Annotated in this window: 29 protein-coding genes and 1 tRNA gene; 14 read left to right on the top strand and 16 right to left on the bottom strand. The window is 66.8% G+C overall.

Annotation, left to right across the window (positions count from 1 at the left end; genetic code table 11):
• Positions 1-11: 11 nt before the first annotated feature.
• From NBE95_RS03240 to leuB, 10 genes are all read right to left on the bottom strand, one after another.
• Positions 12-1,508, bottom strand: a complete 1,497-nt coding sequence (locus NBE95_RS03240) for a DEAD/DEAH box helicase (RefSeq protein ID WP_289894440.1) — start codon at positions 1,506-1,508, stop codon at positions 12-14.
• A 203-nt stretch (positions 1,509-1,711) separates the two neighbouring features.
• Positions 1,712-2,239 carry a hypothetical protein gene (locus NBE95_RS03245; protein WP_289894441.1) on the bottom strand — a complete coding sequence of 176 codons (528 nt, stop codon included), beginning with the start codon at positions 2,237-2,239 and terminating at the stop codon, positions 1,712-1,714.
• Between the two features lie 207 nt (positions 2,240-2,446).
• A complete protein-coding gene (locus NBE95_RS03250; protein ID WP_289894442.1) occupies positions 2,447-2,680 on the bottom strand; it encodes a helix-turn-helix domain-containing protein in 234 nt (77 codons plus the stop codon).
• Positions 2,681-2,883: 203 nt separating this feature from the next.
• Positions 2,884-3,072 (bottom strand): hypothetical protein, encoded by a 189-nt coding sequence (locus NBE95_RS03255; protein WP_289894443.1) that lies wholly within the window; start codon positions 3,070-3,072, stop codon positions 2,884-2,886.
• 190 nt (positions 3,073-3,262) lie between these two features.
• Positions 3,263-3,517, bottom strand: a complete 255-nt coding sequence (locus NBE95_RS03260; RefSeq protein WP_289894444.1) for a helix-turn-helix transcriptional regulator — start codon at positions 3,515-3,517, stop codon at positions 3,263-3,265.
• A 196-nt stretch (positions 3,518-3,713) separates the two neighbouring features.
• The gene (locus tag NBE95_RS03265) at positions 3,714-5,402 is read right to left on the bottom strand and encodes a TniQ family protein (RefSeq protein ID WP_289894445.1); all 1,689 of its coding nucleotides are present in this window, start codon (positions 5,400-5,402) and stop codon (positions 3,714-3,716) included.
• A gap of 103 nt (positions 5,403-5,505) precedes the next feature.
• The gene (locus NBE95_RS03270) at positions 5,506-5,838 is read right to left on the bottom strand and encodes a hypothetical protein (RefSeq protein WP_289894446.1); all 333 of its coding nucleotides are present in this window, start codon (positions 5,836-5,838) and stop codon (positions 5,506-5,508) included.
• A 335-nt stretch (positions 5,839-6,173) separates the two neighbouring features.
• A tRNA-Pro gene (locus NBE95_RS03275) sits at positions 6,174-6,250 on the bottom strand.
• A gap of 89 nt (positions 6,251-6,339) precedes the next feature.
• Positions 6,340-7,293, bottom strand: a complete 954-nt coding sequence (locus NBE95_RS03280) for a DMT family transporter (protein WP_289894447.1) — start codon at positions 7,291-7,293, stop codon at positions 6,340-6,342.
• Positions 7,294-7,352: 59 nt separating this feature from the next.
• Complete coding sequence (gene leuB, locus NBE95_RS03285; RefSeq protein ID WP_289894448.1) at positions 7,353-8,471, bottom strand: 3-isopropylmalate dehydrogenase; 1,119 nt, start codon at positions 8,469-8,471, stop codon at positions 7,353-7,355.
• Between the two features lie 148 nt (positions 8,472-8,619).
• Here leuB and NBE95_RS03290 point away from each other — a divergent pair, with 148 nt between their 5' ends.
• Together NBE95_RS03290 and NBE95_RS03295 are read left to right on the top strand one after the other, a co-directional pair.
• Complete coding sequence (locus NBE95_RS03290) at positions 8,620-9,021, top strand: hypothetical protein (RefSeq protein ID WP_289894449.1); 402 nt, start codon at positions 8,620-8,622, stop codon at positions 9,019-9,021.
• Positions 9,022-9,106: 85 nt separating this feature from the next.
• A complete protein-coding gene (locus NBE95_RS03295; RefSeq protein ID WP_289894450.1) occupies positions 9,107-9,916 on the top strand; it encodes a uracil-DNA glycosylase in 810 nt (269 codons plus the stop codon).
• Here NBE95_RS03295 and NBE95_RS03300 read toward each other — a convergent pair.
• Complete coding sequence (locus NBE95_RS03300) at positions 9,913-10,695, bottom strand: protein-disulfide reductase DsbD domain-containing protein (RefSeq protein ID WP_289894451.1); 783 nt, start codon at positions 10,693-10,695, stop codon at positions 9,913-9,915. The genes NBE95_RS03295 and NBE95_RS03300 overlap by 4 nt on opposite strands.
• A 109-nt stretch (positions 10,696-10,804) precedes the next feature.
• On the opposite strand from NBE95_RS03300, the gene NBE95_RS03305 reads away from it, so the two are divergent.
• Positions 10,805-11,377 (top strand): YqgE/AlgH family protein, encoded by a 573-nt coding sequence (locus NBE95_RS03305; RefSeq protein WP_289894452.1) that lies wholly within the window; start codon positions 10,805-10,807, stop codon positions 11,375-11,377.
• A gap of 18 nt (positions 11,378-11,395) precedes the next feature.
• On the opposite strand, the gene NBE95_RS03310 is transcribed toward NBE95_RS03305, so the two are convergent.
• Positions 11,396-12,346, bottom strand: coding sequence for an L-threonylcarbamoyladenylate synthase (locus NBE95_RS03310; protein WP_289894453.1), 951 nt, complete (start codon positions 12,344-12,346; stop codon positions 11,396-11,398).
• Between the two features lie 112 nt (positions 12,347-12,458).
• Here NBE95_RS03310 and NBE95_RS03315 point away from each other — a divergent pair, with 112 nt between their 5' ends.
• From NBE95_RS03315 to NBE95_RS03330, 4 genes are all read left to right on the top strand, one after another.
• The gene (locus NBE95_RS03315) at positions 12,459-14,150 is read left to right on the top strand and encodes an acyl-CoA dehydrogenase (protein ID WP_289894454.1); all 1,692 of its coding nucleotides are present in this window, start codon (positions 12,459-12,461) and stop codon (positions 14,148-14,150) included.
• Positions 14,147-15,169 carry an MBL fold metallo-hydrolase gene (locus NBE95_RS03320; protein ID WP_289894455.1) on the top strand — a complete coding sequence of 341 codons (1,023 nt, stop codon included), beginning with the start codon at positions 14,147-14,149 and terminating at the stop codon, positions 15,167-15,169. The genes NBE95_RS03315 and NBE95_RS03320 overlap by 4 nt, the downstream gene beginning before the upstream one ends.
• A 61-nt stretch (positions 15,170-15,230) precedes the next feature.
• Complete coding sequence (locus tag NBE95_RS03325; protein ID WP_289894456.1) at positions 15,231-15,383, top strand: aa3-type cytochrome c oxidase subunit IV; 153 nt, start codon at positions 15,231-15,233, stop codon at positions 15,381-15,383.
• A gap of 22 nt (positions 15,384-15,405) precedes the next feature.
• The gene (locus NBE95_RS03330; protein ID WP_289894457.1) at positions 15,406-16,053 is read left to right on the top strand and encodes a hypothetical protein; all 648 of its coding nucleotides are present in this window, start codon (positions 15,406-15,408) and stop codon (positions 16,051-16,053) included.
• On the opposite strand, the gene NBE95_RS03335 is transcribed toward NBE95_RS03330, so the two are convergent.
• Together NBE95_RS03335 and NBE95_RS03340 are read right to left on the bottom strand one after the other, a co-directional pair.
• Positions 16,038-16,370, bottom strand: a complete 333-nt coding sequence (locus NBE95_RS03335; RefSeq protein ID WP_289894458.1) for an AzlD domain-containing protein — start codon at positions 16,368-16,370, stop codon at positions 16,038-16,040. The two genes, NBE95_RS03330 and NBE95_RS03335, sit on opposite strands and share 16 nt — an antisense overlap.
• Entirely contained in the window at positions 16,367-17,140 is a 774-nt protein-coding gene (locus NBE95_RS03340) for an AzlC family ABC transporter permease (protein ID WP_289894459.1), read from the bottom strand. The genes NBE95_RS03335 and NBE95_RS03340 overlap by 4 nt, the downstream gene beginning before the upstream one ends.
• Before the next feature lie 75 nt (positions 17,141-17,215).
• On the opposite strand from NBE95_RS03340, the gene NBE95_RS03345 reads away from it, so the two are divergent.
• Positions 17,216-17,815 (top strand): GNAT family N-acetyltransferase, encoded by a 600-nt coding sequence (locus NBE95_RS03345; RefSeq protein ID WP_289894460.1) that lies wholly within the window; start codon positions 17,216-17,218, stop codon positions 17,813-17,815.
• A gap of 3 nt (positions 17,816-17,818) precedes the next feature.
• Here NBE95_RS03345 and NBE95_RS03350 read toward each other — a convergent pair whose 3' ends face one another.
• Entirely contained in the window at positions 17,819-18,793 is a 975-nt protein-coding gene (locus NBE95_RS03350; RefSeq protein ID WP_289894461.1) for a hypothetical protein, read from the bottom strand.
• 18 nt (positions 18,794-18,811) lie between these two features.
• Entirely contained in the window at positions 18,812-19,282 is a 471-nt protein-coding gene (gene greA, locus NBE95_RS03355; RefSeq protein ID WP_199259505.1) for a transcription elongation factor GreA, read from the bottom strand.
• A gap of 273 nt (positions 19,283-19,555) precedes the next feature.
• On the opposite strand from greA, the gene NBE95_RS03360 reads away from it, so the two are divergent.
• From NBE95_RS03360 to lepB, 6 genes are all read left to right on the top strand, one after another.
• Entirely contained in the window at positions 19,556-21,202 is a 1,647-nt protein-coding gene (locus NBE95_RS03360; protein ID WP_289894462.1) for an electron transfer flavoprotein-ubiquinone oxidoreductase, read from the top strand.
• A gap of 94 nt (positions 21,203-21,296) precedes the next feature.
• Positions 21,297-23,153: a tetratricopeptide repeat protein gene (locus NBE95_RS03365; protein WP_289894463.1), complete on the top strand. Its 1,857-nt coding sequence runs from the start codon at positions 21,297-21,299 to the stop codon at positions 23,151-23,153.
• 3 nt (positions 23,154-23,156) lie between these two features.
• Positions 23,157-23,978 (top strand): 4-(cytidine 5'-diphospho)-2-C-methyl-D-erythritol kinase, encoded by an 822-nt coding sequence (locus NBE95_RS03370; RefSeq protein WP_289894464.1) that lies wholly within the window; start codon positions 23,157-23,159, stop codon positions 23,976-23,978.
• A 30-nt stretch (positions 23,979-24,008) separates the two neighbouring features.
• The gene (locus NBE95_RS03375) at positions 24,009-24,743 is read left to right on the top strand and encodes a pyridoxine 5'-phosphate synthase (protein WP_289894465.1); all 735 of its coding nucleotides are present in this window, start codon (positions 24,009-24,011) and stop codon (positions 24,741-24,743) included.
• Between the two features lie 48 nt (positions 24,744-24,791).
• Positions 24,792-25,208 (top strand): holo-ACP synthase, encoded by a 417-nt coding sequence (gene acpS, locus NBE95_RS03380; protein ID WP_289894467.1) that lies wholly within the window; start codon positions 24,792-24,794, stop codon positions 25,206-25,208.
• Positions 25,209-25,274: 66 nt separating this feature from the next.
• Complete coding sequence (gene lepB / locus NBE95_RS03385; protein WP_289894468.1) at positions 25,275-26,075, top strand: signal peptidase I; 801 nt, start codon at positions 25,275-25,277, stop codon at positions 26,073-26,075.
• The last annotated feature ends 40 nt before the right edge of the window (positions 26,076-26,115 follow it).

The following is a 26,115-nucleotide window of genomic DNA, read 5'->3' on the forward strand; positions in this document are numbered from 1 at the left end:
TCTGACAGATACTATTCCATGGCATATCCGAGTGCACGGTAGCCCGTTCGCCGCTTGGCGGCCATCCTCGCGAGGACCGGGACAGCGCTGTCGACATAGTCGACCACCAGGACATCTCTCTTCTCGCCGTGCTGCCGATGTAGCCTGCCGACATACTGCGCCAGCGTACCTTTCCACGCGATTGGCATCGTCAGAAACAGGGTATCAAGACGCTTGTCATCGAAACCTTCGCCGATGTAACGCCCCGTGGCGAGAATCAAACGCTCGTCCTCATCGGCAACATTCAACGCGGAATACGCGGCCTTCCGGTCCTTTGCGGACATGCCGCCACGAAGGACAACGATATTCTTGGCAAACCGGGCGAAGCGCCGCTGAAGGTAATCGAGGTGATCCTTCCGCTCGGTTAGTACGATCGGCGACCGCTTGGCCTCCAGCGATTTCAGCACATCGTCAAAGATCAGATCATTTCGGGCCTCGTCTTCCGCCAAAGCGGCATAGATCGCGGGAATTGACGGGCGCTCGGCCATGGCGAGAGCCTCTGGCAATCGAAATCTTGTATGACGCTCACGGGCCCGATGGTGAATGCCGCTTTCGGCAGCCTGTAATTTGGCACTCACCTGATGGCGCACCGGACCGCATTGCATGAAGATGATCGGGTGATGCCCGTCTTTTCTGGCGATTGTCGCGGACAATCCGGTGACGTAGCGCGCCTTCGATCTGCGGGCGACAAGCTCGAAGCTTGCAGCGGACAGGTGATGGCACTCATCGACAACAAGATGGCCATATTTGCCAACGATATCGTCAACTGCACCCTTGCGAACCAGGCTTTGGATCAGCGCCACGTCGATCACACCGGTAGGTTTGCGCTTTCCGGCACCGATGGTGCCGATCTGCTTCGGGTCGATCTGTAGAAAGGACCCAAGGCGCTCGACCCACTGGCTGAGGAGTTCACGGCGATGGACCAGAACCAATGTATTGCGAGCGCGATGCGCGATCAGCGCCGAGGCCACGACGGTCTTTCCGAATGCGGTCGTGGCGGCGAGCACGCCTGTATCGTGCTTGGCCAATGCATCAAACGCGCGCGATTGCTGCTGGCGAAGTTCGCCACGGAAGCGAACCGTCTCTGGCAAACAAGTTCCATCTTCGCGCAAATCGTCCAGATCGGCTGTCGCTCCGTGATTGGAAAGGAGCCCGATCACTTCATCGAGGCAGCCGCGCGGCAGGGCGACGTGTCGGGGGTGCAGTTCTGCACAGGATACAATTCGCGACTTGCCAAATGTCGGTAGCCGCATTGCTTGTGCGCGATAGAATTCCGGGTTCTGGAACGCCGCCAATCGCACCAACTGAGCGATCATAGCGGTCGGCAGATCCGACCGGTCGATATAGATCTGATCGGCGATCGTCACCTTGATGGTTTGCGGAAGGGCCACACCGAGGCGTCGTGGCGTGCTGCGGCGCGACGGGGGCATCTTCCAAGGCTCGTCCGCCTGCTCGTCATCCACCGGCATTCGCACACCCAACACCCGTCCGGAGAGTTCTGCCGCTTCGACATGCTTGGTCACCGCCGACAGGGGCATTCTAGGCAAGGACGACAAATAGGCCCACTGATCAGCACGATCCCTTCGGGCTCATGTGATGCAAGCCGATATTCCACGCCATCAAGGATGACGAGATCGAGGAGATTGATGTTGAAATGTTGCATGGCGCCCTCTCAAGCCAGAATCATATGGGTAAAGGCTGGGATCATCGGCGCGCCGAGTTCCCTGGCGCGCTCGATCAGGCGCGTCGTCGGGGCGTGCGGCACGACCTCCGGCCGGGGAATGTCTGCATCGGTAAACAGCAAGACCCGTGTCGCGAAGGATCTGGGCAGTTGCGAGGCGATAAGCCTCAACGTGTCCTCGAAGCGGTATTTGCGGACGCGGGCCAGTGGCCGCACGGCAACGGCAAGCGCACTGCCGTCGGCCAGATGGGCGCGAAAGTCGAAGTGATGGACGGCGGGCCTGCCCCATGCGTCGCGGTACCGGATGACGGGCGGCTGCGCCTGAACTTCACGAATCTCGGGATCCGCAATCAACTGGTCCCAGCAATGGGCTTCCAGCCCGGATTCGAGCCGGCTGATGACAGGCTGGGGCAGGAATGATCGCACATCGACGACCTGCACGCGGGCGCTCGCTTTCGAGCGCGCCGGAATGGTCCGGCTGGCGGGTGCCAGCACGGGAAAGCGAAAGAAGGGGTTCATGTCAAATCCCTGGCAACAGTTTGTCAGGCGGCCGCCCGCGGGAGCGGGCGATCACGGCGGATGCAGGCACTGCGCAGCCATCGACCGAAGCGGATGGCGCCGGTCATTGACTTTGCGTGCGATTTTTGGGATGCTTCAGGCGTCGGAGTGAAGAATCGACAAACCTGAGCAGGGTCCCGGGGCTTAGCCTTTGGGGCCTTCGCTTTTTTATTTGCTCATGTTGCCCTCCTGTTCGTAGCGGTCGGGCCAGATCTTCTCGGGTGTGGTGCCAAGCTTTTCCGCTATCGCCCGCTGGATATTCTCCGAACGCCGATATCCCTGCGAGACAACGGTAACACTGCTTGGCTTTATCGCACTGATACCCGACCCGGCTTCCCGAAGTCGGGTTTTCACATCCGACTGGCGAACGAGATCTGCGATTTGTCGGCGCTGCTGAACCATGAGTTGGACTATATCCGTTCTGGTAGGAAAGCCTGCTGGCCGTAGCAGATTTGGGCCTGCGGTCACAGCATACCCACGAGATTTAGGGCAGTCAACAAGGATTATGCCTAAGGTGTTGTTTACAATATGTATTTAGATTGATTGTGGAGCGCCACATTCGACCAGCTCGAACTGATGAAGCTGCTTGATACGTGCCGCTGCACCTAGCTCTGGTCAGAAAGCGCACGGATAAGGGTTTCGACAATCAGCTTTTCGATTTCATCCAACCGCATCTGCTTCTCGATAGCCAGGCGCTCGACAAGCGTTGCAATCTCTGGGTCACGAGGCCCGTACAGTGCCCAGTCTCGGATCAGGGCGGCATCAGGATGCTGTTGGGCAGGTGTGGTGGCCATAGCTCTTTAATACCCGATATGGGCGCATGGGTCGAGAACCAGCGCTTCTGCGTTGCCATTGCCTTCGAGGTAACAAAGCGCGAAGGCAGCAACCAAATGGCGCCAGATCATGCAGCCGAGCCAAAGCTAGCACCTTCATCGCTGCCGCCGTTTCCCTCACAATCTCACAGCAGCCACGATTCCGGCAACCTCAGTGCTGGCCCCTTTCGCTGAACTCAGCCTCAACCGCACCGATAAGCTCTACCATGGAAAGCCCCAGACCTTGGCACAGGCCATGAATGGTCGCCAAGCTGGGTTGGTGTCGGCGGCTCTCGAGGAGTGAGACATATCGCATGCTGACTCCGGCTCTGTGTGCAAGCTCCTCCTGAGACAGGCCAGCCGCATTCCGCTGCTTTCGCAGGATTTTTGCAAAGGCTTCCAGAAGGGCATCGTCTGCGTCGGGCATCCCGGATGCAGACGCTCAGACGGGGGTTAATTCTATGAAGTATTCTGTGAATTATGAAGAAAACTGTGAATTTGTGGAGAAGCCATTTAACAGGCCAAACAGACCGGCAGTTCGACCTGCCCTTTTTCTCAGCTAGCGTTGCCTCACCGTGCGCATGACAAAGCCGGCGCATAGCCGGCTTTGTCAGATCATGGGTTTACGCAACGTCGGCGCGTCGAAAGATCATTGTGCTACGTAATCCCAACGGGAGCGGCAGCACGCCATTGGAGATCTGATGGTTGAACTCGTCGTCAGCGGATCGACCTGACCGTTCGATCAGCTCGTTCAAGGAGACATGTGCTGCCTGAAATTCCTCAAGCGATTTTCTGCAGCTGTACTTACCGCCTCTGATGCTGACGCTCTTACGCTTCGTAGGGGGCGCAAGAAAGCCAGCTTGCCGCAGGCGATAAACTGTTGGCCTGCTGATCTTTAGAAGCCGAGCAACGCTCCATGAGGATGCGACGGGTTCTTGGGGTCGGCGGTAGATACCGTTCAAAGAGCTTGGATGAACTCGGAATGCTCGGAAATCTTCGGCGGTAGTTCCGTCGAAATATAGCGGAATGCGGCCCTCAAGAATGAGCTTCGTGAGTGCCGTGATCGACACGCCACGCCGACATGCTGCTGTCGAGATGTTGATAAGATCTTTGATCGCTCCGGCGCGGGTCGCGAGACCTCGTAACCTCTCCAGGAACGCCTTCAAATCTTCGGACCGGTAGATCGTCGACCTTTTGCCATATTCCGATTGCTTTGGGATGAGGCCATGGCTTGCCATGCGCGCAAGCACCACCGTTTCAACACCAACGATCTGTGCGGCTTCCCTCGCGCTTAGGCGCGTGGCGACCTCGGCGATGATGTCGTTAAGCAGGACTGTGGGGATATATCGCGTCAGCGTGTAAAACCTGTCACTCGCATGCGGTTTTGCCATTCCCAATGTGACCAATTTCTGACCGAGCCTATGGTGAGGAATATCGAACACCTGCTTTGCCGTGGAGAAGGAGTGAACCTGCTGCTCCGGACAAGGCTTCCCCAGAACAATGGACCCGACCGTAACCGGGAAGTTCTCAAAAATGAACTCCCGGACAACGTCACGCACAACGTCAAAATCTCGGTCATCGTCGCGAAAGCGCAGCCAATCGAAGAACACGCCGTAGTGTGAACGGTAGAGTTTTTCCCCGACCGGATGAGAGTCCTGAATTTCCTTGAGCTTTTGACGCAACGCCTCCGGACCCCCGCGAAGGATGCTCAAGCCAGCGGTGCCGGCCGCTGCACATTGCGCGTCGGCAAGTTCCGCTCGCTTTACCCTTGGTCCCAAGGTCAGAAGCGCGCCAAGCATCTCGCAAGTTTGCGCTGCAATATGAAACGGCAAGCGGTCCAGCCAGCTTTTTCCCGGTCCGATCAGGATTCGATCGGTCAAATACCGCTCCAGTTCCTGATCCTGTGACGCAGCCAAATCACCAGCTGTTGGTTGAAACCCGTCGAGCATGGGGACGTGATCAAAACAATCATTGCCGTTCTTTGGCTTGGGAACTGCAACGAGATGGCGCCCGTGCTTCACACAGGTGCGGATCGCCGCGAGTTGCCAGACCCCATGATGGACGATTTCTGTCGTGTTGCGCACCTCGCTGATACACATGGGGCAAATCCGAAGCGTTGTCCGTATGAACCCCGTGAATTTGATGCGTTCGTTTCCGAGTCGAAACCAACCCGGTTCAATCAGGGAAGGTGTTGCCGCTTGCAGCGGGACGGGATCGATATCGCCCAGAACTGCCAACCTTTGGATTTCGACCGGATCGCCGTTTACAAGCGCGAAGTAGTCGATCCCAACGTCCGAGCAGAAGGCGATCAACCGGGCACGCCGTTCCGCCGAGCTAGGCGAGAGGCGAAGGATGTCGCGGATTCCCCTATCGTGGTGGGCACCGTCAACGGTAGCGGTTTTGTCGCGGTGAACATCAGCGTTGCTCCCGTGAGAAGACCTGCCGCGCATCGACCCGATAAAAATCGGGAATAACGAACGGGTTGAACGAGTCGTCGCAGGCGGTCCGCAGGTGATAGGCGCGGGCAAAATCTTGGGGTGCCAGCTGGCGGGCCCCGTTGAGGAAAGCCTGTTCGATGGCCGCCAGCGTCAATTCGATGACCAGACCGAACTGATTGGCTGCCGCATGGATCAGCCGTTCGCCATGTGGCAGCTCGACAATACCGGGGGCGGGAGGCAGTCCGGCCCGCTTGCAGTAGTTTTCCACGAGATCGAGCACGTCATTGCCATGCGCAATGCCGCGCCGCAAGTCAGCTTCCCGCCCAACGCGTCGATCGAGTCTCGCAAAATGGCGGCTATGATGCAAGGTGATGAGCGGCCGCGTCCGGCATAGCAAACGCAGGCGGCCGAGATCTTTAGTGTCGTCATACTTAGTCGGTGGTGATCTCAGCTCAGATGTCCGGCGTTTGACGGAAAGGCGAATCCGGTAGCCTCTCTGTGACCAACCATAACCACTGGTGGCAAGCACATTCTCAAGTTTCTTTAATCACGCAAAATCAGTGAGTTGATTGGTTATCAATAGGAGGGAGAGGCAATTCTTGTGATCAAAAAGGCAGAACTATCTACCTCTGATCACGGGAAAAATGGTCGGAGCGAGAGGATTCGAACCTCCGACCCCCTGCTCCCGAAGCAGGTGCGCTACCAGGCTGCGCTACGCTCCGACCGTGTGGGGCAGGTAGCCGCTGGGGCGGCGGAATGCAAGGGGGAATCTTGCATCTTCGCCCTGTAAAACCGCAGCGGCCAAGCCGCCTCAGCCCCGCTCGCGCAGCAGGCGTTGCAGCAGGCTCCAGCGCGGCGCGGTCACCGCCTCGCTGCCGAAGCGCGCCCGTGTCGCCGGGCGCAGCCGCGAGGCGCCCAGCCGCTCGCGCATCAGGATGTAGAGCCCCGATGCCATGATCAGCCCCGCCCCCAGCACCGTCGGGCCGTCCGGACGCTCGCCGAACAGAAACCAGCCATAGGCCACCGCCCAGAGCATCTGCGAATATTGCATCGGCGCGACATTGGCCGCCTCGCCGGCCTGATAGGCCAGGATCAGCAGAAAGCCCGCCGCCAGACCCAGGGCGGCGATCACCCCGGTCAGCGCCAGGTCGCCCAGCTCCATCGGCCGATAGGCGAAACCCAGCGAGGCGCCGGTCAGCAAGAAATTCCCGATCATCGGCCAGAGCAGCAGGATCACCGTCCGTTCGGACCGGCCCAGGCGCCGCACGGCGATCGCGGAAAGCGCCGTCGCCGTCGCCCCCATCAGCGCCGCCAGATGGCCGAGGCCCAGGGGCGTCGCGCCGGGGCGCAGCACGATCAGCACCCCGCAAAGCCCGGCACAGACCGCCAGCCAGCGATGCACCCCGACCCTTTCGCCCAGCAGCGGCACCGACAACACGGTGACCAGCAGCGGCGCGGCGAAAAGGATGGAATAGACCTGCGCCAGCGGCAGCACTGAAAAGGCATAGAAGCCGCCGATGCCCGAGGCGACAATGCAGAGCGAGCGCAGCCCGACCCAGAACGGGTTGCGCGGCCGCAAGGTGCCATGCGTCGGATCGCGCAGCAGCAGCACCGCCAGCGGCGGAAAGGACAACAGCGCCGAGAAGAACAGGATCTGCAGCGCCGGATAGGTTCCGCCCAGCAGCTTGATGATCACGTCATGGGTCGAATAGAGCCCCATGGACAGAAGGGCGAGCAGCGCGCCCTTGATATTGCCCGCCGTCATGCGCCCCTCCGACGCTCCGCGATGGGGCCGCGCCTGTCCCGGCAGGCGCGGCCGGCCGATTACAGTGCCGAAAGCGCCGCGACGATGTGGTCGCCCATCTCGGCGGTCGAGACCGGCTTGCCGCCCTCGGCGCCCATCAGGTCGCCGGTGCGCAGGCCGTCGGCCAGCACCTTCTCGACGGCTTTCTCCAGCAGATCGGCCTCGGCGCCCAGGTCGAAGGAATAGCGCAGGCACATGGCGAAGCTGAGGATGCAGGCGATCGGGTTGGCCTTGCCCTGGCCGGCGATGTCGGGGGCCGAGCCATGCACCGGCTCGTACAGCGCCTTGGGCCGGCCGTTCGCCATCGGCGCCCCCAAGGATGCCGAGGGCAGCATGCCCAGGCTGCCGGTCAGCATCGCCGCCGCGTCGGACAGGATGTCGCCGAACAGGTTGTCGGTCACGATCACGTCGAACTGGCGCGGGTTTCTGACCAGCTGCATGGCGCCGTTATCGGCATACATGTGCGACAGTTCCACGTCGGGATATTCGTTGTCATGGACCCATTGCACCTCCTCGCGCCACAGGATGCCGGATTCCATGACGTTAGCCTTTTCCATCGAGCAGACGCGGTTGCCGCGCTTGCGGGCCAGCTCGAAGGCGGCGCGGGCGACGCGGCGGATCTCGCCCGAGGTATAGCGCTGGGTGTTCACGCCGACGCGGCCCCCCTCGTTGCCGGGGGTGTCGTCATCGGAAATGCCGCGCGGCTCGCCGAAATAGACGCCCGAGGTCAATTCGCGCACGATCAGGATGTCGAGCCCGGCCACCACGTCCCGTTTCAGCGAGCTGAAATCGGCCAGCGCGTCGAAGCATTGCGCCGGGCGCAGGTTGGCGAACAGGTCCATCTCCTTGCGCAGGCGCAGCAGGCCGCGCTCGGGCTTCACCGAGAAGTCCAGATTGTCGTATTTCGGCCCGCCCACGGCGCCCAGCAGCACCGCGTCGGCCGCCTGCGCCCGGGCCATTGTCTCGTCGGCCAGGGGCTTGCCGTGCTTGTCATAGGCGGCGCCGCCGACCAGATCCTCGCTGACGGCGAAGGACAGGCCGCGGTTCTTCTCGAACCAGCCGATCACCTTGCGCACTTCGGCCATGACCTCGGGGCCGATGCCGTCGCCGGGCAGGATCAGCAGGGAATAGGTGGTCATCGCAGGCATCCTCTATGCTTCTGGCTGTTGGTCAATCGCGTATCCTTGCGCCTGTGCTGCGTCAAGTTCACGGCGAATTGGGTTGCGCTGGCGGATCGGATCGGGCCGGATGGACCCGGAAACGCAAGACCAAACGAAGGGGGCGACCATGAAGACAGGTGCGGTCACGACCGGCGCCTTGGCCTTTCTCGCCACGGCGGCACTGGCCGATGGAGGTGTCACCGTGCAGCTTCCCGATGTCTCGGGTCTCAGCGATGCCGAGGCGAAATCGCTGATCGCCGAACTGGCGAATGTCAATGTCATCACCTCGAACTGCCCGGATTACGCGATCACGGACGGCGAATGGACATTGATCACCGGGACGGGCGACCGGCTGGCGGCCAAGCTGGGGCTGGATGCCTCGGCCTATGACCGCACCTATTACGGGCCGGCCTTCAAGCTGCTGGACGATCCCGGCGCCTGCGACCGGATCGGGCCGACCGCCAAGCCGCTGATCCAGCGCCTTGTCGGAATGGGCGGCGGCACCGCGCCGCTGACGCAATCGCAGTAAGTTACGCGTCGCCCGCGCAACCGCATTCCGGGCGCCGGCAAGACGGGCGCTTGCCGGCGCCGGCGCGGCGTCCTAGCCTGCGCGCATGACCGCCGATCCGACTTACAGGGGATTCGCGCTGGACGCCGAGACGGCGCTGGCGCTTCTGCAATGGCAGGCCGAGCTGGGCGCGGACGAGCCATGTCTCGACGCGCCGCTCGACCGCTATGAGCTGTCCGAGCGGGCCGAGGCCGCCCCGACCCCTGCCGCCCCGCCCCCCGCTGCGCCCGCCAAGGCCCGCGACGACGCGGCCGAGGATCTGGCCGCCCAGGCCGAGGCCATGGCCGCGGCCGCCGCGACCCTGGCCGAGCTGGCGGCGGCGCAGGAAGCCTTCGACGGCATCGAGTTGAAGAAGGGCGCGCGCAATTTCTGCTTTTGCGACGGCAATCCGGCGGCGCGGGTCATGATCATCGGCGAGGCCCCGGGCGAGGAGGAGGACCGGCAGGGCCGGCCCTTCGTCGGCCGGGCGGGGCAATTGCTCGACCGGATGTTCGCCGCCATCGGCCTGTCGCGCCAGGCGGTGGATGCGGAACGCGCGCTCTACATCACCAATGTGCTGACCTGGCGCCCGCCGGGCAACCGCCGCCCCGAGCCGGCCGAGATCGCCATGATGCTGCCCTTTCTGCGCCGCCATGTCGAGCTGGTCCAGCCGCAACTGCTGGTGCTGATGGGCAACACGCCCTGCATCGCGCTGCTGAACCGCCAGGGCATCCTGAAGCTGCGCGGCACCTGGACCGAAGCCTTCGGCCTGCCGGCGCTGCCGATGGCCCATCCGGCCTATCTGCTGCGCACGCCGGCCGCCAAGCGCGAGGCCTGGGCGGACCTGCTGTCGCTTTCCGCCCGGCTCGAGGGCTAGTCGGTCTCCTCGCGGCAACCCTGGAAGGCGACCGCATCGTCGGGGCCGATCAGCGTCACCCGCAGCGCCTGCGGGTCCAGCGGGAAGGGCTTGCCCGAAGCGGCGACGAAATCCGCCTGCGCGGTCAAGCGGCGGCCCGCGCGTCCGGTGTCGGGGGCAGAGACCCAGATGTCCTCCTGGGACAGCTCCATCGCCACCTCGCCGCCACGGCCGCTTTCCGCCTCGGGCAAGGTCGCGGTGACCTGCATCCCGTCCTTGATCGGCTCGATCCGGCAGTCCGGCTGCGCATCCGAGGACTGGGGCTGGCGGGCGATGGCGGCCTGGATCACCGGGTCGGGGCCGGGGCCGGCCGGCGGCGCCTCCAGCATCACCTGCGCCGGCACGCAAATGTCCAGGCAAAGCCCGAAATCCACCGTGGCGCGCAGCGCCACCGGCGCGCCGGGACGGGCGGGAACGATCTCGATCGGCAGGACCAGCTCGTCGTGATAGCCCAGCGTCCGCTCGCCGCCCGAATCGATCACCTCGGGGCGGGGCCAAAGCAGCCGCGCCTCGGCCAGGTTGTCCGAGGCCTGCCAGTCGAAGCGCGGCGGCACGCCGGCATCGCCGGGGCTGCGCCAATAGGTCTTCCAGCCCGGCTCCAGGTCCAGCCGCAGCGCGGTCATGCGATGACCTTCGGGCGTGACCCAGCCGGGCAGCAGCTCGGCCGCGACCAGCCCGGGCGGCAGGTCCTGCGCCAGGGCCGGCGCGGCGGTCAGGAAAATCAGAGCAAGGGTCTTCATGGCCCCTATCTAGTCGCGCCAAGGCCGTGGCGTGAAGTCACATTCCCGCCAATCCCTTGCGAAATCAGTCCGCAGCGCCGATCTTGATGAAAAGGAGACGGAGCAGATCATGGACAAGTCGAGCAATCTGACCGGCAAGATGCTGATCGCCATGCCCGCCATGCGCGATCCGCGCTTCGAGCAATCCGTGATCCTGGTCTGCGCCCATTCCGAGGACGGCGCCATGGGTCTGGTGGTGAACCGGCCGCTGCCCGAGATCGGTTTTGCCGACCTGCTGACGCAGTTGGGCATCGATGTGGGCGAGGATGCGCTGGACATTCCCGTGCGCTTCGGCGGTCCGGTCGAGCCGGGGCGTGGCTTCGTGCTGCATCGGGTGCCCCGCGACATCCAGCTGGGCGAGAACCGGATGCGCATCACCGACGACCTGGCCATGTCCACCACCCGCGACATCCTCGAGGATTACGCCCGCGGCCACGGCCCGCAGCCCGCCATGCTGGCGCTCGGCTATGCCGGCTGGGGGCCGGGCCAGCTGGATTCCGAGATCCTGCAGAACGGCTGGCTGACCTCGGATCGCGGCGACGAGATCATCTTCGGCGCCGACAATCCCGGGAAATGGCGCGCGGCGCTGAAATCGCTGGGCATCGACCCGCTGATGCTGTCGCCCAGCGCCGGCCATGCCTGACGCCCACCCACCCGACACCTAGCGCGGCGCAGCCGCCCGGTGCAGCCGGTCGTTGATCGCCGCGCCCAGACCGCCTTCCGGCACCGGCGCGACGGCAATGGGCCGCCCCAGCGCATCGGCCCGGTGCAGCAGGTCAAAGAGCCGCGCCGCCGCCTCGGCCAGATCGCCGCTGGCGCTCAGCGTCATCTCGCCCGCCACGGGGCCGAAGCCGATCAGCACCTCGCCCGGATGCGCGGCCTTGGCGTTCAGCCGCAGCGGGCTGCGCGGCGCGTAATGGCTGGTCAGCTGCCCCGGCGAGCTGGGCGCGTCGGGATTCGCCGCCGGGCGCAGCAGCGGCCGGCCCAGCACCGCCTCGATCGCCTCGGCGGCGACGCCGCCCGGGCGCAGCAGGGCGGGCGCGCCCGCGACCCAGCCGATGATGGTCGATTCCACCCCGACCGGACAGGCGCCGGCATCCAGCACCGCGGCGATACGCCCGCCCAGCCCGGTCCCGGAGGCGGCGACATGCGCGGCCGCGGTCGGGCTGATCCGGCCCGAGAGATTGGCCGAGGGCGCCGCCAGCGGCCCGCCGAAGGCGCGCAGCAGCGCCTGCGCCGCCGGATGCGCCGGCACCCGAATCGCCACCGTGTCCAGCCCCGCCGTGACCAGCGAGGCGATGCCCGCCCCCTCGCGAAGCGGCAGCACCATGGTCAGCGCCCCCGGCCAGAAGGTCCGCGCCAAGGCCCGCGCCGCCTCGTCGAACACCGCGACGCGCTCGGCCGCCTCAAGATCGGGCAGATGCACGATCAGCGGGTTGAAGCTGGGCCGCCCCTTGGCCTGATAGATGCGCGCCACCGCGCTGGCGTCGCGGGCATCACCGGCCAGGCCGTAGACCGTTTCGGTGGGAATGGCGACAAGCTCGCCCCGCGCCAGCAGGTCGGCGGCGGCGGCAATGCCCTGGGCGTCGTGGCGCAAGATCCGGGTCTGCATACCGTTACGTGAGGTTGCGGTTGATGGCCGACTGGCGGCACCTATGATCGTTCGAGGGTTCAGTTACGCGCCACAGCCGCATTTGCCAAGGCGCAAGAGGGAGAGAAGACGGATGGCCTATCAAGCACCGGTCGAGCAGATCGCATTCATCCTGAACGAGATCGTGTCATTCCCGCAGCTTGCCGAGACCGGGCTTTTCGCCGAAGCGACGCCCGAGACGCTGACCGCCATCCTGACCGAAGCCGGCAAACTTGCCACCGAGATCATCGCGCCGGTGAACCGGGCCGGCGACCTGACGCCCGCGCGGCTGGAAAACGGCACGCTGCGCTCGTCCCCCGGCTATGCCGAGGCCTTCCGCGCCCTGGCCGAGGGCGGCTGGATCGGCATCGCCGCCGATCCCGATCATGGCGGCATGGGCCTGCCGCAGGCGCTGAACATGGCGGTGAACGAGATGATCGCCTCGGGCTGCCTGGCCCTGCAACTGAACCCGCTGCTGACCCAGGGCCAGATCGAGGCGCTGGAGCATCACGGCAGCGACGAACTCAAGGCGCTGTATCTGCCGAAGCTGATCTCGGGCGAATGGTCGGGCACCATGAACCTGACCGAGCCGCAGGCCGGATCGGACGTCGGCGCGCTGACCACCCGCGCCGAGCGGGCCGAGGACGGCAGCTATCGCATCACCGGGCAGAAGATCTTCATCACCTGGGGCGACAGCGACGTCACCGAGAACGTCTGCCACCTGGTGCTGGCGCGCTTGCCCGACGGCGGCAAGGGCACCCGTGGCATCAGCCTGTTCATGGTGCCGAAACTGATCCCCGACGAGGCCGGCAATCCCGGCGTCGCCAACGACCTGCGCGTGGTCAGCCTGGAACACAAGCTGGGCATCCATGGCAGCCCCACCTGCGTCATGAGCTTCGAGGGCGCCAAGGGCTGGCTGGTGGGCGAGGAGCACAAGGGCATGGCCGCCATGTTCACCATGATGAACTGCGCCCGGCTCGGCGTCGGCGTGCAGGGCGTGGCGCAGGCCGAGGCGGCGCTGCAGCAGGCCACCGCCTATGCCGCCGAGCGCAACCAGATGGGCCCGATCATCCGCCACCCGGACGTGCGCCGGATGCTGGCGGAATCGCGGGCCGAGGTCTTTGCCGCCCGCGCTATCTGCATGGCCTGCGCGGTGGCTCTGGACATGGCGCGGGCCACCGGGTCCGAGGAATGGGCCGGGCGCGCCGCCTTCCTGACGCCCATCGCCAAGGCGCATGGCACCGATATCGGGATCCGCGTCGCCGATACCGCCGTGCAGGTGCATGGCGGCATGGGCTATATCGAGGAAACCGGCGCCGCCCAGTATCTGCGCGACGTGCGCATCACCGCGATCTACGAGGGCACGAACGGCATCCAGGCCATGGATCTGGTCGGCCGCAAGCTGGCGGATGGCGGGGCGGCGGCCATGGCGCTGCTCGACGAGATCCTGGACGGCGCCAAGGCCGCGCAGGCCGAAGAGCCGGAGCTGGCCAACCAGGTCTGGCAGGCCGCCGAAACCCTGCGCGAGGCGACCCAGGACCTGCTGGAGCGCGGCATGGAGGAACGCTTCGCCGGCGCCGTGCCCTATCTGGCGGCTTTTGCCCGGGTGCTGGGGGCGCATTACCATCTGCGTTCCGCCACCGGCGGCGGCAGCAAGGCGCTGGCGCGCATCTACGTCACCCGCATCCTGCCGCATTTCGCCGCCGATCTCGCCGCCGCCAAAGCCGGATCGAAGGATCTGGAGGCGCTTGACGATGCCGTGCTCTCGGGTCAAATGGCCGGGTGATACGCAGCGAGACACATAATCCTCCGGCCGAGGGCGAGGCGCATGAGATCGCCCCCGGCGTGTTCTGGTTCCAGCTTCCGCTGCCGTTCAAGCCCGACACGGTGAACGTCTATGCCTTCCGCGACAGCGAGGGCTGGACCGTGGTGGATACCGGCATCGACACCCGCCGCGGCCGGGCGCTATGGGAACGCATCCTGCAGGGACCGCTGGCAGGCGCGCCGGTCACCCGGCTGATCGCCACCCATCACCACATCGACCATATCGGCCTGGCCGGCTGGTTCCAGGCGCAGGGGGCCGAGCTTTTCACCTCGCGCGCGGCATGGCTGACGGCGCGCATGGGCGTCCTCGACCTGCAGGAGCGGCCGACGCCGCAGGCGATCGCCTTCTGGCGCCGCGCCGGCATGCCCGATGAGCTGGTCGAGGAACGCAGCCACGAGCGGCCCTTCAACAGCGCCGATATCTGCGCACCGCTGCCGCCCGGCTATCAGCGGCTGCAGGAAGGCCGGCGGATCGCCTTCGGCGGGCGGCGCTGGATCGTGCGGCTGGGCAACGGCCACGCACCCGAACATGTCACGCTCTGGTCGCTCGACGACGACCTGGTGATCGGCGGCGACCAGCTTCTGGCGACCATCTCGCCCAATCTCGGCGTCTATCCGACCGAACCGGATGCCGACACCGTGGGCGACTGGCTGGAAAGCTGCGAGCGGCTGGCCGCCTTCGCCCGGCCCGAGCAACTGATCCTGCCCGGCCACAAGCTGCCCTATCGCGGCCTGCCCACCCGGTTGCGGCAGCTTGCCGACAACCAGCGCGCGGCGCTCGACCGCGTGGTCGCGGGGCTGCGCGACGAGCCGCGCAGCGCCGTCGGCTGTTTCCCGCTGCTGTTCCGGCGCAACATCGCCAAGCCGGAATTCGGCCTCGCCCTGGCCGAGGCCGTGGGCCATATCAACCACCTGCGCGCCACGGACCGGGTGTGGCCGGCGGGCATGTCGGAAACCGGCGCCGCGCTCTGGGGGGCGTGACAGGCCCGCCGCCTTGCGCTATCCCTTTGCCCGACGCATCGCATCTTTGACGGACAGGACCATGGCTTCGCATCACGAAATCACCGAACACACGCACGGCGAAATGGACATTCGCGCCCAGCAGGCGACCTTCGCCGGCTTCATCAAGGCCGCGACCTGGGTCAGCGTCCTCGCCATCGCCGTGCTGGTGTTCATGGCGCTGACCAACGCCTGATCCCAAGCCGGAGAAGCCATTCATGCAAAGGCGTGCCTTCCTTGCGCTGGCGCTGCCGGCCGCGCTTGCGGCCTGCGGTGCCGACAACAAATGGGCCAGCGACGAGGCGGTGCGGCGCGCGCGCTACGTCTCGAACGAGCCGCCCTCGATCACGCTGTTCACCGTGATCGGCATCCCGCGCGGCGAGGGCGGGCATTCGGCGCTGATGATCAACGGCAGCCAGCGGGTGATCTACGACCCAGCCGGCAGCTGGGAGCATCCGGCGATCCCCGAGCGCAACGACGTGCTTTACGGCATCACCCCGAATTTCAAGAACTTCTACATCGACTACCACGCGCGCCAGACCTATTGGGTGGCCGAGGACACGCTTCCGGTTTCGGCCGCCATGGCCGAGGCGGCGATTCGCGCCGTCGAGGCGCAGGGCCCCTCGAACAAGAGCTTCTGCGCGGTCAATACCGGCCAGGCGCTGCGCCGCATCCCGGGCTTCGAGGCCGCACCGAGCGGCTTCTCGCCGCTGAAGCTGCGCGACTGGTTCCTGACCCTGCCCGGCGTGGTCTCCAGAAAGCACATGGACGGCGACCCGGCCAACAACCACAACGTGCTGCTGCGGCAGAAAAGCGGTGTGGTCCAGGGCTATGGCCAGGACGGCCAGCTTCACGCCGTCAGGTAGAGCATCGCGTAAAGCGCGGCCATCCCCGAGACGATGGCCGCCAACACGTTGCGCGTCAGCACCCCCACCGCGACCGTCACCGCCGCCGCCGTCATCCGCGCCGGATCGGGCTGGCCATGGGTCGCGGCGGGCCAGACCACCAGCGGCGCGACGATGGCCGGCAGCACCCCCACCGCCGTATAACGCAGCAGGCGCTGCGCCCAGAGCGGCATGGGCCGGTTGCCGAAGGCGCCCAGGAAGGACCAGCGCAGCCCATAGGTCCCCAGCGCCACCGCCAGGATGATCACCCAGATCGTGCCGTCGCCATAGCCGGTCATGCGCGGGCCTCCTTGCGGCGTTCCATCAGGGTCTCGACCGCCGCGCCGGTCAGCATGGCCAGCGGCGCGGCGATGAACAGCCCCAGCCCCGAGGGCAGGAAGGCAAAGGCCAGCGCGGCGACCACCGCGACCAGCGCCGCCGCCATATGCGGAATGCTGCGCAGCATCGGCGCGATCAGGGCGATGAAGGTGACCGGCATGGCGAAGTCCAGCGCCCAGCTTTCCGGGATGGCATTGCCGATCCAGACGCCCAGCAGCGTGGCGATCAGCCAGGGCACGCAGGTCGCGAAGATCGTGCCGAAGAAATAGGCCACGCGCTGCTCGACCCGCAGGCGCGGGTGCTTCTCGAAATGCTGGATCGCCAGCGCATAGTTCTGATCCACCAGCACATAGGCAAGCCAGGCGCGGTCGCGCGCCGGCGCCGTCCCCAGCCAGGGCACCAGCGAGGCCGAATACATCGCCATGCGCAGGTTGACCGCCACCGCCGAGACGATGACCACCAGCGCCGGCGCATGGTCGGTCATCAGCTGCACCGCGGTGAATTGCGAGGCGCCGGCCAGCACCAGCAGCGTGAAGCCCAGGATCTGCGGCAGATCCAGCCCGGCATCCGATGCCACCACGCCGAACAGCATCCCGAAGGGCAGCAGCACCAGGACGAAGGGCAGCGCCTGCATGAAGCCATGCCGCGCGCATTGCCGCGGGTTGCGCTGCAGGGCGCGCAACTGCTCGGGCGTCAGGCCCGAATGCAGGGAATCGACAGGGGCGTTCATGATGAAAGGGACTCGTCATTCGCGTCAGAGTGATGGCAGATAGGCCGATCGTCCGCCGATGACAAGGATGCCCGCATGACCGGACCGCCAGAGCCCGAGGGGATGCCGCATCAGGTCCGGCTGGGCATCCCGGCCGATCTGCAGCCTGCCGCCGCCGCGCTTTACTGGCGGCATTTCGGGGCGCAGATCCTGCCGGTGCCGGCCGGCCCACGGCAGGGCATGGCGCTGATCCGCGCCGCCATGCGCCCCGAACGGGCGCTGGTGGCGCTGTCGCCCGATGGCCGGCTGCTCGGCATCGCCGGATTGCGCGATGCGGGCGGCGGCTTTCTCGACCCCGCTGCGCATAGCTTCGTCACCGTCTGGGGACCGGCGCGGGGCCGACTGCGGCATCTGTCGACGACGCTGTTCCGGCCCGGCCGCGCCACATCGGACCTGGTGCTGGACGGCATCGCCATCCATCCGCGCTGGCGCCGGCTGGGGATCGCCCGCTCGCTGGTGGCAGCGGCCTCGGCCCATGCCCGCGCCCTCGGCCACCCGGCTCTGCGCGCCGAGGTCGCGGCGGACAATCATTCGGGTCTTGCGGCATGGCAGGCAATGGGGTTCCAGCCGCTTCATCGCCAAAGGCTGGGCTGGCCCTGGTCGGCGCCGGCGCATGTGCTGCGCCTGGCGCTTTGAGGCTCAGGCCCCGGCGGCCGGATCGTTCTCGGCCTCGGCCTCGGCCTCGGTCCGGCCCATCATGCCGGTCACCTGCGCCAGCAGCGTGAAGGCCCGGCCCGAGCGGGTTTCGGCCAGCGCGGCCAGCAGCTGCGGGTCGCTGTCCTGCGCCTTGCGGCTCAGCAGCCGGTCGAAATGGCGCAGGAAGTGATGCGCCACGTCGCGAAAGACCTCGTCGCCGCGCAGCATCGTCGCCGCCGTCCGCAGCGCCGCGGCATCGGCGATGACCGCCAGTCCCGCCACCGCCTCGCCGCGGACCCCTTCGGCAAAGCGGCGCCACAGGCCGGGATCGGCCTCGGACATCGTCAACTCGTCCATGTAGACGCCCTGACCGGCCAACAGGGTGACCACGTCCTGCGCCGCCCGGATCAGCCGCGCCATGCCCGGATCGGCCAGCGCCAGGCGCAGGCAGCGAATCGCCTCGCGATCCTCGGGCCCGTCCGGAAAGTTCAGCGCATAGAACAGCTCCGGCCCGGTCAGCTCGGCGGCTGGCGGGGCTTCCAGCTCCAGCATGGCCTGTCGCGAATCCGGCGCCGCGCGGGGCGGCGGCGGCGGCATGGCCGTGCGCCGCGGTGGCGCCGCGGTTCCGGGTGCCGGCCGCGGCTCGGGCTCGCGGCGGTTCTCGGCCGGATCCTCGGCGACAGCGCCGTCGCCGGGCTGCAGCCGCGCCAGCATGGCGCGCAGCTCCTCGGCCTCCTGCCGCAGCAAGAGCAGGCTGCGCGCCGACCAGACCGCCAGCCAGATCAGCGCCAGCGGCAGCAGCAGCCCGACCAGCCAGACCGGCCAGCCGGCACCGCCCTGGCCTTCGGCCTCGGGGCCCAGAAAGGCGAAAAGCCCGGCCAGCGCCAGCCAGGCCAGGCTGGACGCCACGCCGACAGCCAGCACCCGGTCGCGGACCTGCATCACCGCCTGGCGGCGCAGACCATCAAGCGAGTTCATGCGCCCGGCCCCCGCAACTCAGACATAGCGGATCGAAAGGATCTCATAGGATTTCCCGCCGCCGGGGGTGACGACCTCGACACTGTCGCCCTCGTCCTTGCCGATCAGGGCTCGGGCCAGGGGCGAGCGGATGTTCAGCAGCCCGCGTTCCAGGTCGGCCTCGGCCTCGCCGACGATCTGATAGGTGCGCTCCTCCTCGGTATCCTCGTCCAGCAGGGTGACGGTGGCGCCGAACTTGACGCTGCCATTCAGCCGCGACGGGTCGATCACCTCGGCGCGCGAGATGATCATTTCCAGTTCCTTGATCCGGCCCTCGACGAAGCTCTGCTTTTCGCGGGCGGCATGATACTCGGCATTTTCCGACAGGTCGCCATGCTCGCGCGCCTCGGCAATGGCGCGGATCACCGCCGGACGTTCGACGGCGCGCAGCTCGCGCAGTTCCTCGTCCAGCTGGTCGTAGCCCGCGCGGGTCATCGGTATCTTTTCCATTCCAGTCCTTCCCGCCGCCACATGCGACGCAAGTCAGCACGAAACAAGGTGTTGGAACGCCCCCAGCCTTGGGCCGAGGGCGTCCGCAGAAATCCGGGGGGCATCGTGGCGCGATCCGCCCCCTGTTTCAAGCCCCGGCAAAGGCCATCCGCAGCAGCCCGCGCAGAAAGGTCGCAGAATTGCAATTGTTCGTCGCGTTCCGATTGCCGGCAAGAATGTTACGCGCTAGGTGTTCGGCGCAGAGTCAAGAGCCAGGGGATTGGAGGCCGAGCCATGTCTGAGATCGTCCGCGAGTCGATGGAATACGACGTCGTGATCGTGGGTGGCGGGCCTGCCGGCCTGTCGGCGGCGATCCGGCTGAAGCAGGTGAACCCCGAGCTGTCCGTGGTGCTGCTGGAGAAGGGTTCCGAGATCGGCGCGCATATCCTCTCGGGCGCGGTGCTGGACACCTCGGGCCTCGAAAAGCTGATCCCGGACTGGAAGGACAAGGGCGCCCCGGTCGCCACCGAGGTCACCCAGGACAATTTCTACATCCTCGGCCCGCATGGCCACGTCCGGGTGCCGAACTGGCCGATGCCGCCCCTGATGAACAACCACGGCAAGTATATCGTCAGCATGGGCAATGTCTGCCGCTGGCTCGCCGAGCAGGCCGAGGCGCTGGAAGTGGAAATCTTCCCCGGCATGGCCTGCTCGCAGCTGGTCTACGAGGGCGACCGCGTCGTCGGCGTCGTCGCCGGCGAGATGGGCCTGAATGCCGACGGCACCCCCGGCCCGAGCTATGAGCCCGGCATGGAGCTGCGCGGCAAATACGTGCTGATCGCCGAGGGCGTGCGCGGCTCGCTCGCCAAGGAACTGATCGGCAAATACGACCTCTCGGCCGGCGTTGATCCGCAGAAATTCGGCCTCGGCATGAAGGAGATCTGGGAGATCGACCCGGCCAAGGCCAAGCCCGGCACCGTCACCCACACCATGGGCTGGCCCTTGGGCAAGAATGCCGGCGGCGGGTCGTTCATCTATCACCTCGAGGGCAACCAGGTGCTGGTCGGCTTCGTCGTGCACCTGAACTATGCCAACCCCTACCTGTATCCCTACATGGAGTTCCAGCGCTTCAAGCACCACCCGCTGGTCGCGGAGCTGCTGGAGGGCGGCAAACGCGTCGCCTATGGCGCAAGGGCGATCTCCGAGGGCGGCTGGCAGTCGATCCCGAAACTGACGGTCCCGGGGGCGGCGCTGCTTGGCTGCTCGGCCGGGCTGGTGAACGTGCCGCGGATCAAGGGCAACCACAACGCCATGCTGTCCGGCATCGCCGCGGCCGAGGCGGCGGCTGCGGCCATCGCCGCCGGCCGCGCGGGCGACGAGCTGGTGGAATACGAGGCCGACCTGCGCTCCGGCCCCATCGCCCGCGACCTGAAGCCGGTCCGCAACGTCAAGCCGCTCTGGTCGAAGCTGGGGCTCTGGGCCAGCCTGGCGCTTGGCGGCTTCGACATGTGGGTGGCGAACCTGACCGGCTGGAACCCGCTCGGCACCTGGAAACACGGCAAGACCGATGCCGAGGCCACCGGCAAGGCCGCGGATTTCCAGCCCATCGACTATCCGAAGCCGGACGGCAAGCTGAGCTTCGACCGGCTGACCAACGTGGCGTTCTCCTTTACCAATCACGAGGAAAGCCAGCCCTGCCATCTGAAGCTCAAGGATACCGCGATCCCGATTTCGGTGAACCTGCCGCTTTATGCCGAGCCGGCGCAGCGCTACTGCCCGGCCGGGGTCTACGAGGTGCTGGAAACCGCCGAGGGGCCGAAGTTCCAGATCAACTTCCAGAACTGCGTCCATTGCAAGACCTGCGACATCAAGGACCCGTCGCAGAACATCAACTGGACCACGCCCCAGGGCGGCGACGGGCCGAACTACCCGAATATGTGATCGCGGCGGGGCGCACCGGCAGGGCGGCGGCGTTGCCCATCTCCGCCGCCGCGGCTAGGGTCGGCGCGCGAATTGCCAAGGACTGGGCCAAGCCGTGACCACAAGACTGATCCCGCTGGCGCTGATCGCGCTGACCGCCGCGCTGCCGCTGCAGCAGGGCGCCGCCTGGGCCGCGCCCATGCTTGTCCAGGCCGAGCCCCCCGAGGTTCAGGACAGCGACCGCCCGGCACATCGGCCCGCCGCGCCGGCGCCCGAGTTCCGCGGCCTTGCCGGCCCCTATCTGGCCGCGCGCATGGCCGCGATCCAGAACGACTATCGCAATGCCGCCACCTATTACCTGCAGGCCCTGGCCCAGGACGATACCGACGGCTACCTGCAGGACAGCGCCCTGGTCGCGCTGATTTCGGCCGGCGAGATGGAGCGCGCCACCGCCCTGGCCGTCACCATGTCCGACCAGGGCCGCGCCACCGAACTTGCCCGGCTGGTGCAGCGGGCCGAGCTGGCCAAGGCCGGGCGCTGGGACGACCTGATCGCCGCCATCGACACCGCCCCCACGCCCGAAACCGGCGGGGACGCATCCGGCGGCGGCGCGCTGGTCGACGGCATGATGCGGGCCTGGGCGCTGCTGGGCGCCGGCAAGGCGGGCGAGTCCCTCTCGGCCTTCAAGAGGCTTGCCACCCTGCGCGGCGCCGGACCGATGGTGAATTATCACCTGGCGCTGGCCAAGGCCAAGGTCGGCGATTTCGAGGGCGCCGAGGAACTGCTGGCCGATCCCGCCACCGGCGCACATATCCTGGGCGTCGTGGCCCGCGCCCAGGTGCTGTCGCAGCTTGAACGCAACCGGGACGCCATCGCCATGCTGGAGGGCACCCCCGGCTTTGCCGAGGAACCGCATCTGATGGCCCTGCGCGACCGCATGGCCAAGGGAGAAACGCTGGCCTTCGATTCGATCCGCACGCCCTCGGACGGCATCGCGCAGGTCTTCCTGACCTTCGGCTCGGTGCTGGCGACCAGCGACGAGCCCGACCCTCTGGCGCTGATCCATGTCCGGCTGGCCGAATACCTGGCCCCCGGCCTGGGCGAAGCGCATCTGCTGACCGCGCAGCTTCTGCAAGGCTTCGGCCAGTTCGACCTGGCTGAGCGCGAATTCGAGAAACTGCGCGAGCTGGGCGACATGCGCCCGATCGCCGAGCTGTCGCGCATCGACGCCCTGGCCCGGGCCGAACGGCTGGACGATGCCGAAAAGGCCGCGCTGGCACTGACCGCCGCCCATCCCGAGCTGGCGCAGGGCTGGATCGCGCTGGGGGATCTGTTGCGCCAGCAGGACAAGTTCGGCCAGGCGGTGCCGGCCTATGACAAGGCGCTGAGCCTGATCGGCGACCAGAACCCCGAGGCGCGCTGGTTCCCGCTTTACGCCCGCGGCATCGCGCTGGAACGCTCGGGCCAGTTCTCCAAGGCCGAGGCCGATCTGCGCGCGGCGCTGAAGATCCGCGCCGATTCGCCGCAGGTTCTGAATTATCTCGGCTACAGCCTGGTGGACCGCAACGAAAAGCTGGACGAGGCGCTGCGCCTGATCAAGCGCGCGGTCGAACTGCGCCCGGATGACGGCTATATCCTCGATTCGCTGGCCTGGGCCTATTACCGCCTGGGCCGCTATTCCGAGGCGGTCGCGCCGATGGAACGCGCCGTCGCCGCCATGGCCAGCGATTCGCTGGTCAACGACCACATGGGCGACATCTACTGGATGGTCGGCCGCCAGCGCGAGGCCGAGATCCAGTGGCACCGCGCCCTGTCGCTGAAACCGGAAACCGAAGCCGAGACGCGCCGCATCCGCGCCAAGCTGGAACGCGGGCTGGATGCGGTGCTCAGCGAGGAAAAGGCCAATGGCGGCAAGCTGCCCGAGCTGCGCGCCCCGGAGCCCCGCAATCCGGAACCCGCCGGGGCCGACTGAGCCATGCCCCAGCCCCGGCGCGAGGCGGCCCCCGCCAAGCTGAACCTGAGCCTGCATGTGACCGGCCGCCGCCCCGACGGCTATCACCTGCTCGATTCGCTGGTGGTGTTCCTGGAGCTGGGCGACATGGTGACGGTGGCGCCCGGCCCCCTGTCGCTTCGCCTGACCGGCCCCTTCGCCCAAGGTCTGGCGGCCGAGCCCGACAACCTGTGTCTGCGCGCCGCCCGGCTGGCCGGGCGCGAGGCGCGGATCACCCTGGAAAAGAACCTGCCGGTGGCCTCGGGCATCGGCGGCGGTTCGGCCGATGCGGCGGCGGTTCTGCGCGCGCTGGAGGCCCGGCCCGAACGGCTGGAAACGCTGGGCGCCGACGTGCCCGTCTGCCTGGCCAGCCGGCCGGTGCGCATGCGGGGCCTGGGCGAGATCCTGACGCCGCTGCCGCCGCTGCCGCCGCTTGCCGTGCTGCTGGTCAATCCCGGCTGCGGCCTCTCCACGCCGCAGGTATTCAAGTCCCTGATGCGGCGCGACAATCCGCCGATGCCCGATCCGTTGCCGGATCTTTCCGACGCCGGCATGCTGATCGGCTTCCTGCAGGATTGCCGCAACGATCTGGAAGCGCCGGCCATCGCCCTGATGCCGGAAATTTCCGCCTGCCTGGCCGCGATCCGGGCCGAGGGCGCGCAGCTTGCCCGCATGTCCGGCTCGGGCGCGACCTGCTTCGGGCTGTTCGCCGGTGCCGCCGAGGCCCAGGCCGCCCGCGCCCGCATCGCCGCGGCCAATCCGGGCTGGTGGGTGGCCACGTCTGGACTTGCGCCGGCAAAGCTCTAACCTGCCGAAAAAATCCGAGAGGGGAAAACCATGCTGCGCCTTGGCGTCAATATCGACCACGTCGCCACCATCCGCAACGCCCGCGGCACGCCCTGGCCCGACCCGGTGCGCGCGGCCGAACTGGCCGAGGAGGCCGGCGCCGACGGCATCACCGCGCATCTGCGGGAGGATCGCCGCCATATCTCGGATGCGGATATCGACCGGCTGATGGCCGCGCTGCGCCTGCCGCTGAACCTGGAAATGGCCGCGACGGCGGAAATGCAGGCCATCGCCCTGCGCCACCGCCCGCATGCCGTCTGCATCGTCCCCGAAAAGCGCGAGGAGCGCACCACCGAGGGCGGGCTGGACGTCGCCGGCAACGAAAGCTACCTCGCCGATTTCATCGCGCCGCTGCGCGAGGCGGGCTGCCGGGTCTCGCTGTTCATCGGCCACGAGGCGCCGCAGATCGAGGCCGCCGCCCGCATCGGCGCGGCCGTGGTCGAACTGCATACCGGCGCCTATTGCGACCTCGACACCGAGGGCCGGCTGGCCGAGCGCGACCTGGAGCTGGAAGCCCTGCGCAAGGCCGCAGCCCAGGCGCATCTGCTGGGGCTCGAGGTCCATGCCGGCCACGGCCTGACCTTCGACACGGTCGGCCCCGTCGCCGCCATCCCCGAACTGCGCGAGCTGAACATCGGCCATTTCCTGATCGCCGAATCGGTCTTCCTCGGCCTCGGCCCGGCGATCCGCGAAATGCGCCGCCGCATGGACGCCGCCCGCGCCTGATTTCTTCGTTGCCCAAATACCCATGTCACCACAGGACCAACCAGGCGCATGATTCTCGGCATAGGCTCGGACCTCTGCAACATCGACCGCATCGCCGGGGTGCTGGACCGCCACGGCGACCGCTTCCGCCGGCGGGTGTTCACCGAGACCGAACTGGCGCTGGCCCGCCGCCGCCGGCAGGAAGCCGCGACGCTGGCCAAACGCTGGGCCGCCAAGGAGGCCTGCTCGAAGGCGCTGGGCACCGGGCTCGCCATGGGCATCGCCTGGCGCGACATGGCGGTCAGGAACCTGCGCGGCGGCCAGCCGACCATGGAGCTGACCGGCTGGGCAGCCGAGCGGTTGGCGGCGATGACGCCGCCCGGCCACCGCGCGCATGTGCATGTGACGCTGACCGACGATCATCCTTGGGCGCAGGCCTTCGTGGTGATCGAGGCGCTTCCCGACCGCGTGAACACGACGACATGAGGACGGGCACGGCTTGACTTTGCCGTCCCCCGCACCCCATGAACGCGCGACTTGCCGATGAAGGGAATGGCATCCATGGCGAAAAGCGTAGCCCGCAAGGATGGGGGCATCTGGGAAACCGTCAAGACCATCTTCTGGGCGCTGGTGATCGCGGGAGTGTTCCGCACCCTGTTCTTCCAGCCGTTCTGGATCCCCTCGGGCAGCATGAAAGACACGCTGCTGATCGGCGATTTCCTGTTCGTGAACAAGATGGCCTATGGCTATTCGCGGGTGTCCTGCCCCTTCGCGCTGTGCCCGATCTCGGGCCGCATCCTGGGTTCCGAGCCCGAGCGCGGCGATGTCGTGGTCTTCCGCCACCCGACGCGGGGCGACGATTTCATCAAGCGGGTGATCGGCCTGCCCGGCGACCGCATCCAGATGAAGAACGGCGCGCTGTGGATCAACGGGCAAGAGGCGCCGCAACAGCCCGCCGACACCTTCAGCGAACCCTATGCCCCGCAGGGCCCGCAGCAGACGCTGCCGAAATGCCGCAACGAGCCGGTGCCCGAGGGCGAGGCCTGCGAAAAGGACCGCTTCACCGAAACGTTGCCGAACGGCGTCGCGCATGACGTGCTGAACATCTTCGACAACGGCCCGGGCGACAACACCGCCGAGTTCACCGTGCCCGACGGGCATTATTTCTTCCTGGGCGACAACCGCGACAATTCCGGCGACTCGCGCTGGCCGGCGGCGGTGGGCGGCGTCGGCATGGTGCCGGCGGAATACCTGATCGGCCGCGCCGACCGGATCATGTTCTCCTCGGCCGGCAAGTCGCTTCTGTATTTCTGGACCTGGCGGCCGGACCGGTTCTTCAGGGCCGTGCATTGAGGGAAGAATTGCCGCGGCGCCCCGCGCCGTGGCAGGATCG

The sequence above is a fragment of the Paracoccus sp. TOH genome (genome assembly GCF_030388245.1).
GTDB lineage: Bacteria > Pseudomonadota > Alphaproteobacteria > Rhodobacterales > Rhodobacteraceae > Paracoccus > Paracoccus simplex.

Coding starts and splice junctions, on each gene's coding strand:
- NBE95_RS03240 (WP_289894440.1), bottom strand. CDS start 1,508: ATGCCGGTGGATGACGAGCAGGCGGACGAGCCTTGGAAGATGCCCCCG.
- NBE95_RS03245 (WP_289894441.1), bottom strand. CDS start 2,239: ATGAACCCCTTCTTTCGCTTTCCCGTGCTGGCACCCGCCAGCCGGACC.
- NBE95_RS03250 (WP_289894442.1), bottom strand. CDS start 2,680: ATGGTTCAGCAGCGCCGACAAATCGCAGATCTCGTTCGCCAGTCGGAT.
- NBE95_RS03255 (WP_289894443.1), bottom strand. CDS start 3,072: ATGGCCACCACACCTGCCCAACAGCATCCTGATGCCGCCCTGATCCGA.
- NBE95_RS03260 (WP_289894444.1), bottom strand. CDS start 3,517: ATGCCCGACGCAGACGATGCCCTTCTGGAAGCCTTTGCAAAAATCCTG.
- NBE95_RS03280 (WP_289894447.1), bottom strand. CDS start 7,293: ATGACGGCGGGCAATATCAAGGGCGCGCTGCTCGCCCTTCTGTCCATG.
- leuB (WP_289894448.1), bottom strand. CDS start 8,471: ATGACCACCTATTCCCTGCTGATCCTGCCCGGCGACGGCATCGGCCCC.
- NBE95_RS03290 (WP_289894449.1), top strand. CDS start 8,620: ATGAAGACAGGTGCGGTCACGACCGGCGCCTTGGCCTTTCTCGCCACG.
- NBE95_RS03295 (WP_289894450.1), top strand. CDS start 9,107: ATGACCGCCGATCCGACTTACAGGGGATTCGCGCTGGACGCCGAGACG.
- NBE95_RS03300 (WP_289894451.1), bottom strand. CDS start 10,695: ATGAAGACCCTTGCTCTGATTTTCCTGACCGCCGCGCCGGCCCTGGCG.
- NBE95_RS03305 (WP_289894452.1), top strand. CDS start 10,805: ATGGACAAGTCGAGCAATCTGACCGGCAAGATGCTGATCGCCATGCCC.
- NBE95_RS03310 (WP_289894453.1), bottom strand. CDS start 12,346: ATGCAGACCCGGATCTTGCGCCACGACGCCCAGGGCATTGCCGCCGCC.
- NBE95_RS03315 (WP_289894454.1), top strand. CDS start 12,459: ATGGCCTATCAAGCACCGGTCGAGCAGATCGCATTCATCCTGAACGAG.
- NBE95_RS03325 (WP_289894456.1), top strand. CDS start 15,231: ATGGCTTCGCATCACGAAATCACCGAACACACGCACGGCGAAATGGAC.
- NBE95_RS03330 (WP_289894457.1), top strand. CDS start 15,406: ATGCAAAGGCGTGCCTTCCTTGCGCTGGCGCTGCCGGCCGCGCTTGCG.
- NBE95_RS03335 (WP_289894458.1), bottom strand. CDS start 16,370: ATGACCGGCTATGGCGACGGCACGATCTGGGTGATCATCCTGGCGGTG.
- NBE95_RS03340 (WP_289894459.1), bottom strand. CDS start 17,140: ATGAACGCCCCTGTCGATTCCCTGCATTCGGGCCTGACGCCCGAGCAG.
- NBE95_RS03345 (WP_289894460.1), top strand. CDS start 17,216: ATGACCGGACCGCCAGAGCCCGAGGGGATGCCGCATCAGGTCCGGCTG.
- NBE95_RS03350 (WP_289894461.1), bottom strand. CDS start 18,793: ATGAACTCGCTTGATGGTCTGCGCCGCCAGGCGGTGATGCAGGTCCGC.
- greA (WP_199259505.1), bottom strand. CDS start 19,282: ATGGAAAAGATACCGATGACCCGCGCGGGCTACGACCAGCTGGACGAG.
- NBE95_RS03360 (WP_289894462.1), top strand. CDS start 19,556: ATGTCTGAGATCGTCCGCGAGTCGATGGAATACGACGTCGTGATCGTG.
- NBE95_RS03370 (WP_289894464.1), top strand. CDS start 23,157: ATGCCCCAGCCCCGGCGCGAGGCGGCCCCCGCCAAGCTGAACCTGAGC.
- NBE95_RS03375 (WP_289894465.1), top strand. CDS start 24,009: ATGCTGCGCCTTGGCGTCAATATCGACCACGTCGCCACCATCCGCAAC.
- acpS (WP_289894467.1), top strand. CDS start 24,792: ATGATTCTCGGCATAGGCTCGGACCTCTGCAACATCGACCGCATCGCC.
- lepB (WP_289894468.1), top strand. CDS start 25,275: ATGGCATCCATGGCGAAAAGCGTAGCCCGCAAGGATGGGGGCATCTGG.